The following is a 16,254-nucleotide window of genomic DNA, read 5'->3' on the forward strand; positions in this document are numbered from 1 at the left end:
ATCCCCTCGCTGTGAGCGCAGCGTTGTACGCCGGCCAATTCGTTGTCTTGTAGCGCCGCTTGCGACCCTTGGGTTCACTCATCGGCTCAGGCTACCAGTTCTACTGCCGTGTTTGTGCAACAAAGCCATGTGAGCTACAAAAACACCACCGAAGCTTCGACAGCGGTATGGCGATGACCAAAATCACCTTGACGCTGTTACTGGGTTTGAGCGGAGCAACTGTGTCGTGGGCCACCACGCCTGTCCCCGCCTCTGCCTATGCGCCCCAAGCCATTGGCCGCATTGCCAACATTCAAATCACCAACGGCTCGGCCAAAAGCGTGCAAGGCGGAGATGCGAACTGCGAAAACCTTTCCATCGACACCCGCCGGGTGGCCTATTTTTGGCAGCATGCTGTCCGAAGCGCCCGGTACAACTACCTCCAGAGTCTGGACCAGGGCGACTGCCAGGCCGAAGCGCAACTGCAACTGCCGAACCGGAAAAAAGGCCGGCTGTCGCTGGACAATGCGACGGGCTGGGGCGTGCTGCAGATTCACCAGACCACGTACTACCTCTACTGCGAGGCTTGCGAAGGGCTGATGGGCGCAGACTTCACCTTTCCTTCCGTCAAGTGAACAGGCCTCCAGCCTCGGTGCATCTGCTGCACCGCAAGGCGGGCCGTGTCAGCCCCCGGCACCGGCCCACACCGGATTGAGCAAACGCTCCAGCCGCTGGTGCGAAGCCTCCACGCGCTGCAATGCCGCATCGACCAGAGCAGGCGTCATCACGATGCGCTTGCCATCGGCCTCGAACGGCTTGCCGCGCGAGATCGGCACCAGCGAGGCGCGAAACGCCTTGTCCTTGGCCAGCACGTCGTCGGGCGCCAGATTGCGCGCCTTCAGCATGGCCAGCCGTTCCTTCAGGGCGGCCTCGTAGCGCGGATTCACCACGGGCTTGCGCTGCTTCATGCTGGCCTGGTAGCTCAGTGCCGTCGCGCGCTCGTACTCGATCGAATTGCGCATGGCCGCGGCCAGGCGGTCCTGTGCGGCCTCGGTGGCGGCGGCGTCGGAGACGTCCACGCCCGCCCAGAAGTCGCGGTGCACCTGCTCGGTGAGCACCGCGTCTTCCTTGAACATGGACATCAGCAGCGCCTGCCGCTTGGCGCTCAGCTCGGCCGCCCAGGGTGCGCTGGACAGCAGACAGGCGAGGACCAGCGCGAAGCCGGCGCGGAGCCATCGGTGGGACAGAAAATTCATGGGCATGCCTTCGTGGTCGGGTTCGTTGGTTGAAGAAACAAGGGGAGACGCTGGACCCGGCAGAACGCCGGCCGGGCGGGTGCGGTCGGCCCGCCAGTATCGCCGTGGCGTGCCGCCCCCATGCCACAGGGCCCGGCCGTCGCCGGCCGCTGCGGGTCGTAGCATCACGCCCATGCCCCACGACCTGCCCCCGGCCCTGACCCTTGCCGACATCGACTTCACCGCCCCAGCGCACGAGGTGGCACGCCGGCTCATCGGCGTGACGCTGCTGGTCGACGGCGTGGGCGGCCGCATCGTGGAAACCGAGGCCTACGACCAGACCGACCCGGCCTCGCACACCTTTGGCGGCCCCACGGCCCGCAACGCAGCCATGTTCGGCCCGCCGGGCTGCGCCTACGTGTACCGCTCCTACGGCCTGCACTGGTGCGTCAACACCGTGTGCCGCGAAGCGGGCCATGGCGCCGGCGTGCTGCTGCGGGCCATCGAGCCCACCCACGGACTGGACACCCTGCGCGAACGGCGCGGCCTGCAGGACGCCCGGCTGCTGTGCGCCGGCCCCGGACGGCTGGCGCAGGCGCTGGGCATCGACGCACGCCTGGACGGCGAGTCCCTGCACCTGCCGCCGTTCGCGCTGCTGCAGCCTTCGCCGGGCCACCCGGCGCCCGACGTGATTGCCGGACCGCGCATCGGCATCTCCAAGGCGGTGGACGTGCCCTGGCGGTTCGGGGAGAAGGGTTCGCGGTTCTTGAGCCGGCCGTTCACGGCGGGGGTGAGAAACCAGGGCTGATGCGCCGGACGGCCCCAACCAGCCATCGCCAGGGCAAAAGCCCGATTCGAAACAGGAACGACCGATGACCATGAAAAGCGCCCTGAGAACCATCACCCTGCCATGGCTGGCGTGGGCTGCCCTGGCCCATTCGGGGCCAATGGACCCATCGCCGCCACGGGGCTCGGAATCCGCATCGGCATCGAAGGCCGCGGCAGCAACCGAACGGGATGAGGACCGCCGCCGAATGGAAGCCCGCGCCTACGCCATCGGCCCGGTGCGCCGCATCACGTTGTCCAGTGCGCGATTCTTCGATGCGGAAGGCAAGCCATGCACGGCCGAGCCGCCGCCGGCCCGCGTCACTGAGCGGTATGTGCGCAACTTCCTGCGGCAGGCCATCCCCATCTCGCAGGTGGCGGTGATGAACGATTACGGATCCTTCGGGGAATGCACCAGCGATCCCGTGGACGTGCAATTCAAGGACGGCCGGCAGGTGCGCCTTTCGTTCGCGGCCGACAGCGGCGTGGGCTATCTGTCGCCGGTGGTCAAGGGCCGGGAGGAAGACGTTTACTTCTACTATTGCGAGGTTTGCAAGCGGTGAAGTGAAGGGGGCAGGAGCGCGCCGCCAAGCCGCCCGCGCCCTTATCCGTCTTGCCGCGCGGCCCCCTGCGCCGCAACGCCCGGTCCCCGCGCCCGCAAGGCCCGCAACCGGCGGTGCGCCTCGCCGTCCATCTCCACCGGCAATTGGTGCTTGGCCTGCAGGTAGTGGTGGGTGAACACGTCGAGATAGGCCTCCAGTGTCTGCGCTGCGTGCGACTCGCCCGCCAGTTCAAGGCAGATCGCCGCCACCTCGGAGGTGCAGAAATGGTCGTCGCGCTGGGAGCGGCGCAGCCGGTAGCGCGACAGCTGCTCGGGCTGCAGGCTGAGCACCGGCAGGTGGTTCAGGTAGGGGCTCTTCCTGAACATCTTGCGTGCCTCGGTCCAGGTGGCGTCCAGCAGCACGAACAGCGGGCGCCTGGGCTGCGGCGGCGTTACGCCCTGCGCTGGAATCTCTGTTGGCTCCACCCGGGTCACCACCCGCGAAGGCTCCGCGAACTCGCCAGGAAACACCACGTACGGCTGCCACTGCGGGTCGCGCAGCAGCGCCAGCAGGGCCGGGTCCACCAGCGTGCGCGCCCAGCCGAAGGCGAAGGTGTCCGGCACGACGTCGGCGATGAGCCAGCCCGTGTTGCTGGGCTTGAGCGGCTCGATGTCGGCCATCAGCAGGCACATGCCGGCCTGGGTGGCGACCTGGGGCCGCACGGCGCACAGGCAGTGGCTGGGCACCAGCCGGCAGCCGGGGCAGCGCTCGCCGCGCGGGCCGCCCCGGGCGAGGAACGGCTTGGAACTGCGCGCCAGGCGCTCGGTGCGCAGGCGGGAGACGGCATGGGGAACGAGGGAGTGGCCGGCCATGCGGTCCACGGGATCGGTCAAGCCAGCTCTTCCAGCAAGGTGGCCACCGTGGCGATGAGGGCTGGCAACGAGTCCTGTGCCACGGTCCAGACCGTGTGCACCCGGATGGTGGCGTAGCCATGGATCAGCTGGTTGCGAAACGCCACGATCTGCGCCAGATCCGGTATGCGCGCAGCCAGTGCGGCGTCTGCCCTGGCCAATTGGCCGAGCGCCTCGCCGATGATCTCGAACTTGCGCTCCACGGCCGCCTGCGCCATTTCATTGGCGGCGTAAGCCTCGGCGTCCATGCCCTGTAGAAAATTCTGAATCGCCTTGGCCGCCGCCTGCACATCCCACAAAAAAGCGCGCGGATCACGCGGCAACATACACAGGCTCCCGATGGCGGTTGATGCTGGCCAGCACGTAGGGATTGCGCACCGCGCCCGGCTCGATCAAGTCCACCGGACGGCCGAGCAATTGCTCCAGCGCGGCTTTGGTGCCGAAAAACGAGTGCAGCCCGACCGGCGCGTTATCGGCGAACTCCACCAGAAAATCCACATCGCTGGTGCCCGGATCGAAATCGTGCGCACGGGCTGCGGAGCCGAATACCTCCAGCCGGCGCACGCCGAAGCGTTGGCAGATGGCCGCGATGCGCGGCAGGTGTTGGGCGATGGCGGAATGCATGCGGGAGATTCTAGGGGGCACCTGCTGCCCATCGGCCCGCACTGCACGGCACGCGTGGCCCTGCCCATGACAAGGGCCCCACTCAACCGCCCACGTGCTCCAGCTCGAACAGCGGCACCTCGGCCTGGCGGCTCAGCCACAGGCCGCCGCCCAGCTCCAGCGCGCCCTCCCGCAGCCCGCGCCGGTACAGCGTGGCGGAGTGCCGGAAGATGCGCGCATCGGTCAGGTCTTCGTCGATGATGTCGCGCTCGTAGTCCTCGCGGGACACAGCCTCGACATACAGCGCGCCACGGCTCAACTGGCCCAGGTTGCGCAGGGCGGCCTTCAGATCGGGTGGGCTCAGGTAGGGCAGCACGCCCTGGCAGATGACCAGGTCGAACGGCTCGCTGGCCTGGTAGTCCACCACCGAGCCCTGCTGCCAGCCGTAGCGCTCGCACAGGTAGGGGCTGAACTCCACGCCCTGGTAGCTGGCCGCGGGAAAGTGCTGCGCCACGATGCCCTTCCACAGCCCGATGCCGCAGCCCACGTCCAGCACGCGCTGCACCGGCACCCGCAGGTACTTGAGGTAGCTGCACACAAAAGTGCCCAGGAGCTCCATGTGCTGCGGGTCCACCACGCTGGTCTTCTTGTCGTAGTAGAAGCGCTGGTAGTACGCCTCGTCGAAGGTGCTTGCGCTGGCTGATTTCAAAAAAAGCGGTCCTTGCAGGGAAGTGGAAAAGAAGGGAGGGGCTGGGGGCGACGCCAAAACGGTGGCAGCGAGTATCCCGTATCGCCACGGCCACGCGCCCTCTGCATGCCCACCGCCGTGTGCGCCGCAGGACAGGCCAGCGCCGTCCGGCTTAGGCGATACGGCATGGCACTGCACCACCCGATTCGAATGGACGCGACACAATGGGCCGGCATGAGCGCAGCCCCCTCCTCCACGCCCCTATCCGCACCACTTGGTCCCGCCCCGTCCGACCACTGGATCGCCACCGCGCACGGCCGCCTGTTCGCGCGGCGCTGGGCCGCCGGGCCCGCGCCCTGCCCCGAAGCATCCGCGCCGCCGCCCATCGTCCTTTTCCACGACTCGCTGGGCTGCGTGGACCTGTGGCGCGAATTTCCTGCCGTGCTGTGCCGCACGACAGGCCGCGGGGTGATCGCGTACGACCGCTTGGGCTTCGGCCGCTCCGACGCGCGCACGGGCCTGCTGCCGCGGGACTTCGTGGAAGACGAGGCGCGCACCAGCCTGCCGGCCCTGCGCGCGCACTTCAACGTGCAGCGCTTCGTGGCGCTGGGGCATAGCGTGGGCGGCGGCATGGCGGCCCATTGCGCGGCAACGCGGGGCACGCCAGGTGACGACGCAGGCGGCGCGGCGGGCAGCGACTGCGACGCGCTCATCACCATCGCTGCCCAGGCCTGCGTGGAAGAGCGCACGCTGCAGGGCATCCGCGAGGCGCGGGAGCAGTTCAACCAACCCGGCGCCCTGGAGCGCCTGGCCCGCTACCACGGCGCCGACCAGGCGCGCTGGGTGTTGAGCGCGTGGGTGGACACCTGGCTGCACCCGGGTTTTGCCGATTGGTCGCTGGCCGAGGCCATGGCGCGCGTCACCTGCCCCGTGCTGGCCCTGCATGGGGAGCGCGACGAATACGGCTCCACGGAGCAGCCCGAGCGCATCGCCCGCTGGGCCGCCGGGCCGGCGCGTGTGGACATACTGCCCGGCGTGGCGCACGTGCCCCACCGCGAACAGCCCGACGCGGTGGCCCAGCGGATCGCGGGATTCCTGGCCGGCCTGCCCGCGGGCCCGGCGGACGGCACCGGCCATCCACCGCAGCAACCGCCCTCAACGCCGGGCTGACGCCTGCCGCGCCGAAAGCCGTCCCGCCCGCGGCGAGCGCCTCACGCCTTGGGCGGCCGATGCAGTGCGCAGAGCTTGTTGCCGTCCGGATCGCGCAGATACGCCAGGTACAGCGCGCCGCTCGGGCCCTCGCGAAAGCCCGGCGGGTCTTCGCAGGTCGTGCCACCGTGGGCGACGCCCGCGTCGTGAAACGCCTGCGCCTGCTCCGGCGACTGCACGGTGAACCCGATGGTGCTGCCGTTGCCGTGGCAGGCCGGCTCGCCGTTGATGGGCGTGGAGATCGCGAACGTGCCCGTGGGGCTGCGGTAGAAATAGCGGTTCTTGTGGGCGGACCCGGGGGCGATGCCCAACGTGCCGAGCACCGCGTCGTAGAACCGCTTGGACACTTCCAGATCGCTCACACCCAACATCACATGACTGAACATGGCTTTTGTCTCCGTGGCGCCCGTCGCCGGGCAAAAAAGGGATCGGACGATGGTAGCGGCCGCCTGCCCGCGCACGGGTCGCCTGCGGGCGCAGCGCGCCGCCTTGGCGACACCCCGGAGGGGTTCGGGCCGGTGGGGGAAAGCCCTCCGCGTCCACGCTGATAAACCAAGCATCAAAATGGCCACCAGCGCAATTGACACTAGGGCATATCGCTATCAAAAACAGAGCATCACGTTTCGACCCCACGCCAACCGCTGCCAGCAACCCAGTCCCATCCCATCCCCATCCCCATCCCCATCCCCATCCCCATCCACCCTGCCGCCCCTCCCGCCATGCCACCCACCCACTTCACCCCCGTCCCGCTCGACAAGGCCTACCGCCTGCTCAACCACGGCCCGACCGTGCTCGTCTCGGCCCACCACGCGGGCACCGACAACGTGATGGCCGCCGCCTGGGCCTGCGCGCTGGACTTCAGCCCGCCCAAGGTCACCGTGGTGATCGACAAGGCCACGCGCACGCGCGAGCTGGTGGAAGCCAGCGGCCAGTTCGCGCTGCAGTTACCCACGCAGGCCATGGCCGCGCTCACCGTGGGCGTGGGCACCGACAGCGCCAAGGCGCGGGCCGACAAGCTGCAGCACTACGGCGTGGAGTTGTTCCACGCGCCCGGCCACGCCACGCCCCTGGTGCAGGGCTGCGCGGCCTGGCTGGTGTGCCGCGTGGTGCCCGAGCCGCACAACCAGCAGGCGTACGACCTGTTCATTGCCGAGGTGGTCGCTGCCTGGGCGGACGATCGGGTGTTCCGGGAAGGGCACTGGCACTTCGACGAAGCGCCGGAAGGACTGCGCACGCTGCATTACGTGGCGGGTGGGCAGTTTTATGCGACGGGGGCGTCGGTGCGCGTGTGAGCGCGGGGTGGGAAGGCGCACATGGGGCGCGGAAGGAGCGGACTCCTGCACGGATCAAGGTGAATACGGTGGGAATTAGCTTCCAACTTCATTCATAAGCCATTGCCATCATTCAGTCTTCGGTTAAAAAAGCTAACACTGAAAGATGCCGACATGCGGGAACTGGGCCCTCCCGCCATGCTCCCCCAGGCCCCTCACGCCGATACGTGGCTGGAGACTGCGGTGAATACAGTCCTTATTCGCCGCACATTTTGCGGCGAATAAGGTCAATAATCACCGCATGTGGTCAGACAAAGCCCCCCGCCGCCGCACCTATCTCTGGCAACGCCCTGAATGGCCCCAGTGGCGATTTGACGCAGCCGCCTTGGCCGCACCCTTGGCGGAAGTGCACCGCGCCCAAGGCCATCTGGCCGGCCGCATGGCCGCCGTGGGCCTGGCCCAGCGGGACCAGGCCACCCTGCAGGCACTGACCCAGGAGGTCGTCACCACCAGCGCCATCGAAGGCGAGGCACTCGACCAGGACACCGTGCGCTCTTCCATCGCCCGCCGGTTGGGCGTGGACATCGGCGCGTTGGCCCCATCGGACCGCCATGTGGATGGCGTGGTGGACATGGTGCTGGACGCCACCCAGCACTTCGACCAACCGTTGACGCCCGACCGCCTGTTCGGCTGGCATGCCGCGCTATTTCCTACCGGCTACAGCGGCCGGGTGCGCATTCAGGTGGGCGCGTGGCGAAACGACAGCGCCGGCCCCATGCAGGTCGTTTCCGGCCCCGTGGGCCGAGAGAAGGTGCACTACGAGGCACCGCCCGCGTCCACGTTGCCCGTGGAAATGGCCGCCTTCCTGCAATGGTTCAACACAACCCCGACGGGCGATGCCCTGATCCACGCCGGGCTGGCGCATCTGTGGCTGGTGACGCTGCACCCCTTCGACGACGGCAACGGCCGCATCAGCCGCGCCGTGGGCGACATGGCCTTGGCTCGGGCCGAGGGGAGCGCGCAGCGCTTTTACAGCCTGAGCGCCCAGATCCAGCGGGAGCGCAAGGCGTATTACGACCAACTGGAAACCACCCAGCGCGGGCCGCTCGACGTCACGCCTTGGCTGGAATGGTTTCTGGGTTGCCTGCTGCGTGCCGTACTGGGGGCGGACGAATTGCTAGCCAATGTTCTGGAGAAAGCCAGTTTTTGGCAGCGTTGCGCAGGGATACCTATGAATGCGCGGCAGACGCTGGTTTTGAACCGGGTGCTGGATGGGATGGAGGGGAAACTGACGAATGCCAAATGGGCTGCCGTTGCCAAATGCTCGTCGGATACGGCGCTTCGGGATATTAGTGACTTGATTTTTAGGGGCGTGCTTCTTAAATTAAAGAGTGGGGGTAGGAATACACAGTATGAACTCGTCGGGACACGCCATGCCCACCAAAACCCCTGACTCACTCTAAATTTAAAAATCATCCTTCTTTAGATTCAATCCAAACTTCAGAGGCTGACATCTCCAAATCCAAATAGGATTTCGGAAGCATTGGAGTGCGAGCGACTGCATTCGACCTTGCCCATTCAACCGTGTCACCATTTTTATCTTTTCTTTTTAACTTTGCACCACCCCCTAAATTTATAGAAAAAAGATCTAAAAACCTTCTGGCTCCAACGCCAGTGAATGGCTCGAATGTAACACGCCTTTCTTCATCGTGAGAGTCGAAACTAGTTTTTAGAGTAATGGCATCAGAATGAAGCTCGAGGGCCCTGCTTTTAGGATATGGCTCAACATACACAACACGCTTTATGCCAGCATCAATAATATGCTTGGCACAATTATGACAAGGAAAGGTTGTGCAATACAAAGAAGCCCCCATAGTGGAAATTCCAACTCTTGAGCAAGATAAAATAGCTTCCATCTCAGCATGCACAACCCTACCAAACTCCGTTAAATCAGAAATTGTGCTTCGCATTAAAATCTTCTGAATATCCTCACGTTGAACTTCATCCACGAATTTCTCTTTTATTAGAGAATTCGCTATTTCCGACACAATCTCCTGCTGAGCAGACTTATTAGAGTCTCTTTCCAACGTATAGTCTTTTCCTGCAGGGGCATCCGTCACCTCGCCCGTATCAGAATTTACTGTAGCCCAATACTGGCCACCTCCCGATTTTGGAGTGTCATTTGCGCCTGTCGCAATTATTTGTTCTGTTCTCGATATTACAGCACCAACTTGCCTAGAGAGATCACTCGATCTGATCGATGCATTAAATGCCATAAACATAGCGAATTCATCAAATGTCGGATTTCTAAAAGGATTGGAAAAGAGCAATTCCAAAAACCGTTCCAAGGTACTTTTTACTTGATCATCATTCTTTCCAAGGCTTATAAAAAAATCTGATAGATGGAAAGTATCCCTAGTTTTTTGGCCGTACTCTATTTTTTCATCTTCATCGACATGTATAAGCTCGACAGCTTCTGTTTGAGTCAGCGATTTATCTTTCATCAGATACTCGAGCCGGCGCCTCTCATCAGCATGAATGCCAAATAAATAAAACCCAACGCCATAGACTCTCCTCAGAAAATCTATCTCATCGGGATGCTTCAAAGAGTTGATGATATAAGCGGTTTTTCTTTTTGGAACTCGTGCTGTTTTAATTTTATCAATTGCACCGGCCGCCAGAATCGCATTACTATTAGCATTTTTTCTGCAAGCATTCCCCTCATTCATGTAATGCTTGATCCGATCATACTCAGACAAATCATCAACAGATGGAGTTGCTAGCAGAGTAGAAATTCTAATTTCTTCGGCATGATAACCAAACCCCTTCAACCTATCCTTTAATGGCTCCAAAACCCGGCGGTATTCAGTACCAACCGCATTAACAATACCTATAACTATTTCAGTTTCAGAAAATTTTCCGGTCAAATAAAGCTGCTCGACGCTTTTTTCCTTTTTTGGAGGGGGAGCCTTATATAGCTCAGTATTTTCTTTAACTAAAGAAGGTTTTTTAAATTCAGTGGGATATAGGAGATTTGGGACATTCTGCTTTAGCTTGGAAAGTCCGGGCTCTTTCCCTTGGAAACTCAACGTTCCTGTGGTTTCAAACCAATTCATCACCCCACCATCCACGCGAAGCACCTTCTTTTTTAAGCCATCTTCACTCCACTCACCGCCCAACGATTCAAGCTTTTTCTTTAAGACTTCAAAAGAATCCGTGTATTTAATATTCACGTCAACCTCCTTTAATCGATTATTTTATCGATGTTTAAAAATACTTACCTATACTTATTAATTTAGTGACCCCATGGCGTTGTGGATGGTGTCCAGGCGCCAGTCCTTCACTTTCAGGATGAGCGCGCCGCGGCGGGGATGCAACACCACGAAGTCGGGGCGGGTCTGCTTGGGGCCGATTGGCACGTCCCGCCAGAGCAGGTAGTCGTCCTCCAGCTTCTGCTCCAGCCGCTCGGCCAGGCGGCGCTCGCCCGATGTCATGCGGCCCGCGCAGGCGCCCAGCGCCGGTATCAAGGTTGCCATTCCATCCCCCAGCCCTCCCTATTTATGTATCTGTCTGTTGCAGCTTATAGCGGGAGTGGCTGATTTCTAACTGACGGAAACCCCGGGATGGCATTGGGGTAAAGCGTCATCGCGCAGATGGAGCCATGAGAAAAAATGGCCTCCAGCGCATATATTTCTAGGGCGTATAGCTATTGATTTAATAGCAAACCAAATACGAGGCCGAGTGGGAAGAAATGGGCCAAAAACGCGATGGATCAGGCGTGTCGCGCTGATCTCGCAGGCAGCACTCAGCAAGTACCTGCAGGAGGGCTGGCGCCCGTGCGGAGTCCGCCGCACACGGGCGAGCCGGTCTTCAGCACCCAGGGCGGGTGCCATGCGGCCGGGCAAGCCACCGGCCGGCGCGCTGCCGGCGGTCGCCTGCCAAAAGGCGACCAGCCGGCTGGCTTACTTGTTCACAAACGCATTGCGCGCCGCCACCGCCAGGTCCGGGTAGTTGGCGAACATGCCGTCCATGCCCATGTCCAGGTAGCTGCGGAACTCGGTGGCGGCCGTGGCGGCGTTCGCCTGGGCGAAGGTCCAGCCGTGCACCTTGAGGCCGGCGACGTGGGCCTGGTCGATGTAGTCCTTGGTGATCGGGTACGCGGCGGTGTTGATGACCACGCCGATGCCTTCGGTGAAGCCGGCCACTTCCTTGAAGGTGAGCTGCGTGACGGTGCTGCCGGAGATCACGCCCATGCGCGGCGTGCCATCGGCGGCCTTGGCGGCCACGCCCAGCAGGATGAGGGGCATCTTGCTGTTCTGCGCGGTCTGCTTGGTGCGCAGGCTGCGCAGCGTGGCGTCGCTGAACGACTGGATGTAGACCTTGCTGTCGGCGTTGTAGCCGTTGTCCTTCAGCGTTTTGAGGATGCCGTCTTCCATCACCGGGTCGGCCTGCTTGGCCTCGGGGTACAGGCCCACTTCGCGGCCCACGGCGGTGGATTGCTTCTTGGCGAAGTCCACCACTTCCTGGAAGGTGGGCACCTGGAAGGGGTTGGCGGCGCTGGGCGCAAAGCCCGGGTAGCTGGTCTTGCCGGTGCCGGTGGGCACCACGGTCAGGGTGCGGATTTCCGCGAGGGTGAAGTCGGCCACCTTGTAGCCGCCGTTGCGCTGCGCGAACAGCGTGGAAATGTTGGTGGTGCGGTTGAGCGTGTCGTCGTGGATGGCGACGAGGGCGCCGTCCTTGGTGATCTGCAGGTCGGGCTCGATGAAGTCGGCACCCATGCGGATGGCCAGCTCATAGCCGGCCAGGGTGTGCTCGGGCAGGTAGCCGCTGGCGCCGCGGTGGGCGATGACCTGGGGCTGGGCGGGCGGCGCGTCGTCGTTGCCGCCGCAGGCGGTGAGCGCCAGCGTGGCGAGGCAGAGCGCGGCGATCCAGGATTTCTTGGGGTGCATGCCAGGGGCTTTCATCAAGGTCAAACAAAGCCACTGACTTTAGGCGCCGGCCATGGCGGGGCCATGACAGTTGAGCGACACCCCGCGACAGCCGCCCCCGGCAGGCAGGCGGTGTCCCTGCCGCCAGGCGCGCTGGCCGCTTTTTCAGCGCAGGCGCGCCAGCGTGCCGGCCTCGGCTTCGCGCACGGCCGCCTGCGCATCGGCGGGCAGCAGCAGGCGATCGCGCTCCAGGCGCCAGGCGGCGGCGCGCACGGCGGCTAGGTAGGCGTCCGGCGTGGAGTAGCGCTCCGCCAGGGACGGGCGCGGATCGCCGCTGGCCAGGCGCTCGGCGCGCGTGGCGGCCAGCGGCAGCGTGGCGCCCAGCTGGGTGCAGATGCCGGCGGGGTCGCTCGTCTTGGCGTTCCAGCCCACGTAGGTGGCGCGCGGCACGGCCACGGCGGGCAGGCGCACGGCGCCTTCGGCGATGCCGTCGGCATCGGTGCGGGGCACGAGCACGGGGTATTCGCCCAGCACGCGCGGCAGGCCGGTGGCCGCATCGGTGCGGAACGAGGGCACGGCGTGGCCCCGGTAGCCCAGGGCGGCGATGCCGCGGTACTGCCCCGGGTCGCCCGCGCGCACCAGCGTGCCGTCGGCCACGCTGGGGTAGCGGCTGGCGGGCGGCTCGGCGCCGCTGGCCACCCAGTCGTTCATGCCGGCCAGCAGCGCGCGCATCAGCGGGCCGGGGTAGATGGGCGAGGTGGGCAGGCGGCAGCCGGGCTGGGGCTTGGCCACGGCGTCGGCCGCGGCAAAGTGCTGGGTGCCGGCGACCAGATAGGCGCGCACCTCGGGCGGCAAGGCCAGGTGGTGGCCGCGCGCATCGGTCACGCTCTGGCTCGCGTGCGAGGCCCACATTTCGTATTCGGAGTCCACCTGCATGATGCGCGGGCAGCTTGCCGTGGCGCGGCAGCGCTGCAGCAGGCCGTCGGTGCGGCCGGTCTGCGGATCGGTGCTGGCTTCGTAGGCCATGGGGAACTGGTCCACCGGGTACAGGTGGTCGGTGTTGGGGCCCGGGTTGCGCGCGGGCTGGCCGAAGCGCGCGCTCGTGAAGCTGCGGCGCCCGCCGGGAATCTGCAGCAGCAGGCCGTCGTACACGGGCCGGTGGTCGGCCGACTCGTTGAAGCCCAGGTAGACGAAGTCGCGCAGCACCCGGCCCGACTGCGAGATGCCGGTGCCCAGCAGGTGCCGCATCTGCGGCTGGCCGCCCTGCGCGAGCGGGTTGTCGGCGCTGCCGTCGTGGCGCAGGTAGTGGGCCACGTCGCGCAGCGCGGCCAGACCCAGGCCCATCACCTGCGGGTCGCGCGCGGTGTAGGTGAACTCGTAGATGGCGTCGGCCGGCTGGCGGGCAGGGCGGGTGATTTCCAGCGTCTGGTCGTCCACGAAGCGAAAGGCCAGGCCCGCAGGCTGCGTGCGCTCGTCCTGCGCGCGCGGGCGCACCGTGAGGCGGGCGCCTTCGCGCGTGGCCGCCGGGTAGGCAAGCTTGACGGTCTGCACGGCCTCGGCCTGCTTGGGCGTGAACACCCATTCATCGCGCGAGGGGCCGGTCACGCCGGCGAGCACGGGCACGTTCAGGCCCAGCAGCGCTGCGCCCTTGGTGCCGCCCGAGACGGGCAGGTCGCCCTGCCAGCCGATCCAAGCCAGCGTGTAGCCCTGCGCCAGCAGGATGCCGGCGCCTGCATCGGACGCCTGCTGCAGGCGGCCATAGGTGGCGGGTGCATCGTCGTACGCCGGGCCGATGAGCTTGCGGCCCCGGTTGGGCACCTCGACCAGCAAGGTGCCGTTGGGGCGCTCGGGCTGCAGGATCACCACGTCGGCCACGGCGGTGACGCGGCCCGCCGCGTCGCGCGGAGCGAGCGCGATGTCGGCAATGCCCGCGTTACGCGGGTCGGCCGGGTCCACCGCGAAGGTGGCGCGCGCCACGGTCTTGCGCGCGGTGCCGCGCTCGCCGAAGCTGCGCGCCTGCAGCGCGGGGGCCTCGCTGGACAGCACCTCGAACCGGGTGACCTGCGCCGCCGCGGGGGCCAGCAGGGCGCCACCCAGCGCGAGCGCGCCCATGGCGCGCCACACGGCGCGCGCGCCGGGTTGAAAGAAAAAGCGTTCGACAGCAGCAGTCACCACATACATCCTTTTGCGACGGCGGTGCCGCAATCGCACCACCCCATGACAGCGCGCCCGCAGGGAACGCGCCACGGGAACAGGGCTGCGCCGATCCGCGCAGCGCCCCACCCAATGCGCTACGCCAGGCGCAGCGCCCTACCCAATGCGCTACGCCAGGCGCAGCGCGTGGCCGCCGGGCAGCGCCTGGCCACCAGGCAGGGCCCCAGCCGCGGCCTGCACGCGGAACACCGACACCAGTTCGGCCAGGTGGCGCGCCTGGTCGTTGAGAGCGTTGGCCACGGCGGCCGATTCCTCGACGAGCGCCGCGTTCTCCTGGGTGACCTGGTCGATCTGGGCCACGGCCTGGTTCACCTGCTCGATGCCCGAGCGCTGCTCCTGCGAGGCGGCGGTGATCTCTTCGATGATGGTGCGCACCTGCTGCACGGCGCCCACGATCTCGGTCATGGTGTGGCCGGCGCGGTCCACCAGGCCCGAGCCGTCGCGCACCTTGGCGACGGACACTTCGATCAGGCCCTTGATCTCCTTGGCCGCCTGGGCGCTGCGCTGCGCGAGCGTGCGCACCTCGCTGGCCACCACGGCGAAGCCCCGGCCCTGCTCGCCCGCGCGGGCCGCCTCGACGGCCGCGTTGAGCGCGAGGATGTTGGTCTGGAACGCGATCGAGTCGATGACGGCGATGATCTCGGAGATGCGGCTGGAGCTTTCCGAGATGCCGCGCATGGTGTCCACCACGTCGCCCATGACGGCGCCGCCGCGCTCGGCGATGCTCGATGCGTTGTTCGCCAGTTGGCCCGCGCGCAGGGCGTTCTCGGCGTTCTGCGTCACGGTGCCCGTGAGCTGCTCCATGCTGGCCGCGGTTTCCTGCAGCGACGAGGCCTGCGACTCGGTGCGCGACGACAGGTTCATGTTGCCCGAGGCGATCTCGCTCGCGGCGTGGCGGATTTCCTCGGTCCCGCTGCGGATGTTGCCGATCAGTTGCGCCAGGCGGGCCTGCATGGTGTGCATGGCCTGCATCAGGCTGTGCGGGTTTTTGCCCGAGGCGGCCACGGCCACGGTGAGGTCGCCGTCCGCGATGCGCGCGGCCACCTCGGCGGCCTGCGTGGGCTCGCCGCCCAGGCTGCCGGTCACGCTGCGGATGATCAGCAGCATGGTGCCGTGGATGGCGCCGCCCACCAGCAGCACGATGACGAGCAGCCGGCCGATGGTCTTGTAGAAGGCGGTCTGGATGTCGCCCACCATCACGCCGGCCATCACATGCCAGTCCCACGGTGCGTAATAGCGCACGAAGGTGACCTTCTCCAGTCGCTCCACGTTGCCGTTGGGCAGCGTCACCCCCGCCTGGTACGAGACGAAGCCCTGGCCGTTTTTCTTGCCCATGTCGGCCAGCTCGCGGTAGTAGGCCTTGCCTTCCGGGTCCTTGCGGTCGGCCACATTGGTGCCGATCAGGCTCTTGCCCGTGGGGTGCATGAGCATCAGCGGCGCCGAATCGATCACGAACAGGAAGTTCTTGCCGTTGTCGAATCGCAGCGCGGCCAGGCGCGCCAGCGCCTGCTCCTTGGCAGTGGCCACGTCCATGCGGCCCGCAGCCACCTCGGCGGCGTAGTTCTCGATCAGGCTGTAGCCCAGGTCCACCACGTTGTGCACGGCCGCCTGGCGCTCTTCGGTCACCACGGTGCGCGCATGGAACGCGGCCCACGCACCCAGCAGGAACAGGCCCAGCCACATCAGGATCAGGGCCAGGGTCAATTTGGTTTTAAGTCGCATGGAGGTCACGGTGGGGCCAGCGGTCCGGTGGGGACGGCAAGGGGTGGGAATGGGAGGGACGGCGCATCGGCGGAGGGCCCCCGGGATTCCCGGGTTACCACCAATGGCACAGCGAACGAAAAGTCAT

At 65.4% G+C, this 16,254-nt stretch carries 16 protein-coding genes and 1 pseudogene; 6 read left to right on the top strand and 11 right to left on the bottom strand.

The window, feature by feature from the left end; all coding sequences use genetic code 11:
- Window positions 1–173 precede the first annotated feature (173 nt).
- Complete coding sequence (locus tag AVKW3434_RS14690; RefSeq protein ID WP_284406434.1) at window positions 174–614, top strand: hypothetical protein; 441 nt, start codon at window positions 174–176, stop codon at window positions 612–614.
- Between the two features lie 48 nt (window positions 615–662).
- Here the strand turns inward: AVKW3434_RS14690 and AVKW3434_RS14695 are convergent, their stop codons facing one another.
- Window positions 663–1,235 (bottom strand): hypothetical protein, encoded by a 573-nt coding sequence (locus AVKW3434_RS14695; protein ID WP_284406435.1) that lies wholly within the window; start codon window positions 1,233–1,235, stop codon window positions 663–665.
- Between the two features lie 172 nt (window positions 1,236–1,407).
- Here AVKW3434_RS14695 and AVKW3434_RS14700 point away from each other — a divergent pair, with 172 nt between their 5' ends.
- Together AVKW3434_RS14700 and AVKW3434_RS14705 are read left to right on the top strand one after the other, a co-directional pair.
- Complete coding sequence (locus tag AVKW3434_RS14700; protein WP_284406436.1) at window positions 1,408–2,022, top strand: DNA-3-methyladenine glycosylase; 615 nt, start codon at window positions 1,408–1,410, stop codon at window positions 2,020–2,022.
- 226 nt (window positions 2,023–2,248) lie between these two features.
- Window positions 2,249–2,602 (top strand): hypothetical protein, encoded by a 354-nt coding sequence (locus tag AVKW3434_RS14705; RefSeq protein WP_284401720.1) that lies wholly within the window; start codon window positions 2,249–2,251, stop codon window positions 2,600–2,602.
- A gap of 41 nt (window positions 2,603–2,643) precedes the next feature.
- Here AVKW3434_RS14705 and AVKW3434_RS14710 read toward each other — a convergent pair whose 3' ends face one another.
- The 4 genes from AVKW3434_RS14710 to AVKW3434_RS14725 form a co-directional block, all read right to left on the bottom strand.
- Window positions 2,644–3,453: a tRNA-uridine aminocarboxypropyltransferase gene (locus tag AVKW3434_RS14710; protein ID WP_284406582.1), complete on the bottom strand. Its 810-nt coding sequence runs from the start codon at window positions 3,451–3,453 to the stop codon at window positions 2,644–2,646.
- Between the two features lie 17 nt (window positions 3,454–3,470).
- Window positions 3,471–3,818 (bottom strand): HepT-like ribonuclease domain-containing protein, encoded by a 348-nt coding sequence (locus AVKW3434_RS14715; RefSeq protein ID WP_272566656.1) that lies wholly within the window; start codon window positions 3,816–3,818, stop codon window positions 3,471–3,473.
- A complete protein-coding gene (locus AVKW3434_RS14720) occupies window positions 3,805–4,116 on the bottom strand; it encodes a nucleotidyltransferase family protein (protein ID WP_284406437.1) in 312 nt (103 codons plus the stop codon). The genes AVKW3434_RS14715 and AVKW3434_RS14720 overlap by 14 nt, the downstream gene beginning before the upstream one ends.
- Before the next feature lie 82 nt (window positions 4,117–4,198).
- On the bottom strand, window positions 4,199–4,804 hold the full coding sequence (locus AVKW3434_RS14725; protein ID WP_284406438.1) for a class I SAM-dependent methyltransferase: 606 nt from the start codon (window positions 4,802–4,804) through the stop codon (window positions 4,199–4,201).
- A 213-nt stretch (window positions 4,805–5,017) separates the two neighbouring features.
- On the opposite strand from AVKW3434_RS14725, the gene AVKW3434_RS14730 reads away from it, so the two are divergent.
- The gene (locus AVKW3434_RS14730) at window positions 5,018–5,953 is read left to right on the top strand and encodes an alpha/beta fold hydrolase (RefSeq protein WP_284406583.1); all 936 of its coding nucleotides are present in this window, start codon (window positions 5,018–5,020) and stop codon (window positions 5,951–5,953) included.
- A gap of 41 nt (window positions 5,954–5,994) precedes the next feature.
- On the opposite strand, the gene AVKW3434_RS14735 is transcribed toward AVKW3434_RS14730, so the two are convergent.
- A complete protein-coding gene (locus AVKW3434_RS14735) occupies window positions 5,995–6,378 on the bottom strand; it encodes a VOC family protein (protein ID WP_272566650.1) in 384 nt (127 codons plus the stop codon).
- A gap of 333 nt (window positions 6,379–6,711) precedes the next feature.
- Here AVKW3434_RS14735 and AVKW3434_RS14740 point away from each other — a divergent pair, with 333 nt between their 5' ends.
- A complete protein-coding gene (locus AVKW3434_RS14740; protein ID WP_284406439.1) occupies window positions 6,712–7,284 on the top strand; it encodes a flavin reductase family protein in 573 nt (190 codons plus the stop codon).
- A 280-nt stretch (window positions 7,285–7,564) separates the two neighbouring features.
- A complete protein-coding gene (locus tag AVKW3434_RS14745; protein ID WP_284406440.1) occupies window positions 7,565–8,716 on the top strand; it encodes a Fic family protein in 1,152 nt (383 codons plus the stop codon).
- Between the two features lie 19 nt (window positions 8,717–8,735).
- Here AVKW3434_RS14745 and AVKW3434_RS14750 read toward each other — a convergent pair whose 3' ends face one another.
- From AVKW3434_RS14750 to AVKW3434_RS14770, 5 genes and pseudogenes are all read right to left on the bottom strand, one after another.
- Window positions 8,736–10,496, bottom strand: a complete 1,761-nt coding sequence (locus tag AVKW3434_RS14750; protein ID WP_284406441.1) for an anti-phage dCTP deaminase — start codon at window positions 10,494–10,496, stop codon at window positions 8,736–8,738.
- A 75-nt stretch (window positions 10,497–10,571) separates the two neighbouring features.
- Window positions 10,572–10,799 (bottom strand): annotated as a pseudogene (locus AVKW3434_RS14755) (nuclease-related domain-containing protein); the annotation flags it as partial.
- 426 nt (window positions 10,800–11,225) lie between these two features.
- On the bottom strand, window positions 11,226–12,212 hold the full coding sequence (locus AVKW3434_RS14760) for a glycerophosphodiester phosphodiesterase family protein (protein WP_284406442.1): 987 nt from the start codon (window positions 12,210–12,212) through the stop codon (window positions 11,226–11,228).
- 144 nt (window positions 12,213–12,356) lie between these two features.
- Window positions 12,357–14,363, bottom strand: a complete 2,007-nt coding sequence (locus AVKW3434_RS14765; protein WP_284406443.1) for an alpha/beta hydrolase domain-containing protein — start codon at window positions 14,361–14,363, stop codon at window positions 12,357–12,359.
- A 150-nt stretch (window positions 14,364–14,513) separates the two neighbouring features.
- Window positions 14,514–16,127: a methyl-accepting chemotaxis protein gene (locus AVKW3434_RS14770; protein ID WP_284406444.1), complete on the bottom strand. Its 1,614-nt coding sequence runs from the start codon at window positions 16,125–16,127 to the stop codon at window positions 14,514–14,516.
- Between the last annotated feature and the right edge of the window lie 127 nt (window positions 16,128–16,254).

The organism is Acidovorax sp. SUPP3434 (assembly GCF_030159015.1).
Classification (GTDB): domain Bacteria; phylum Pseudomonadota; class Gammaproteobacteria; order Burkholderiales; family Burkholderiaceae_C; genus Paracidovorax.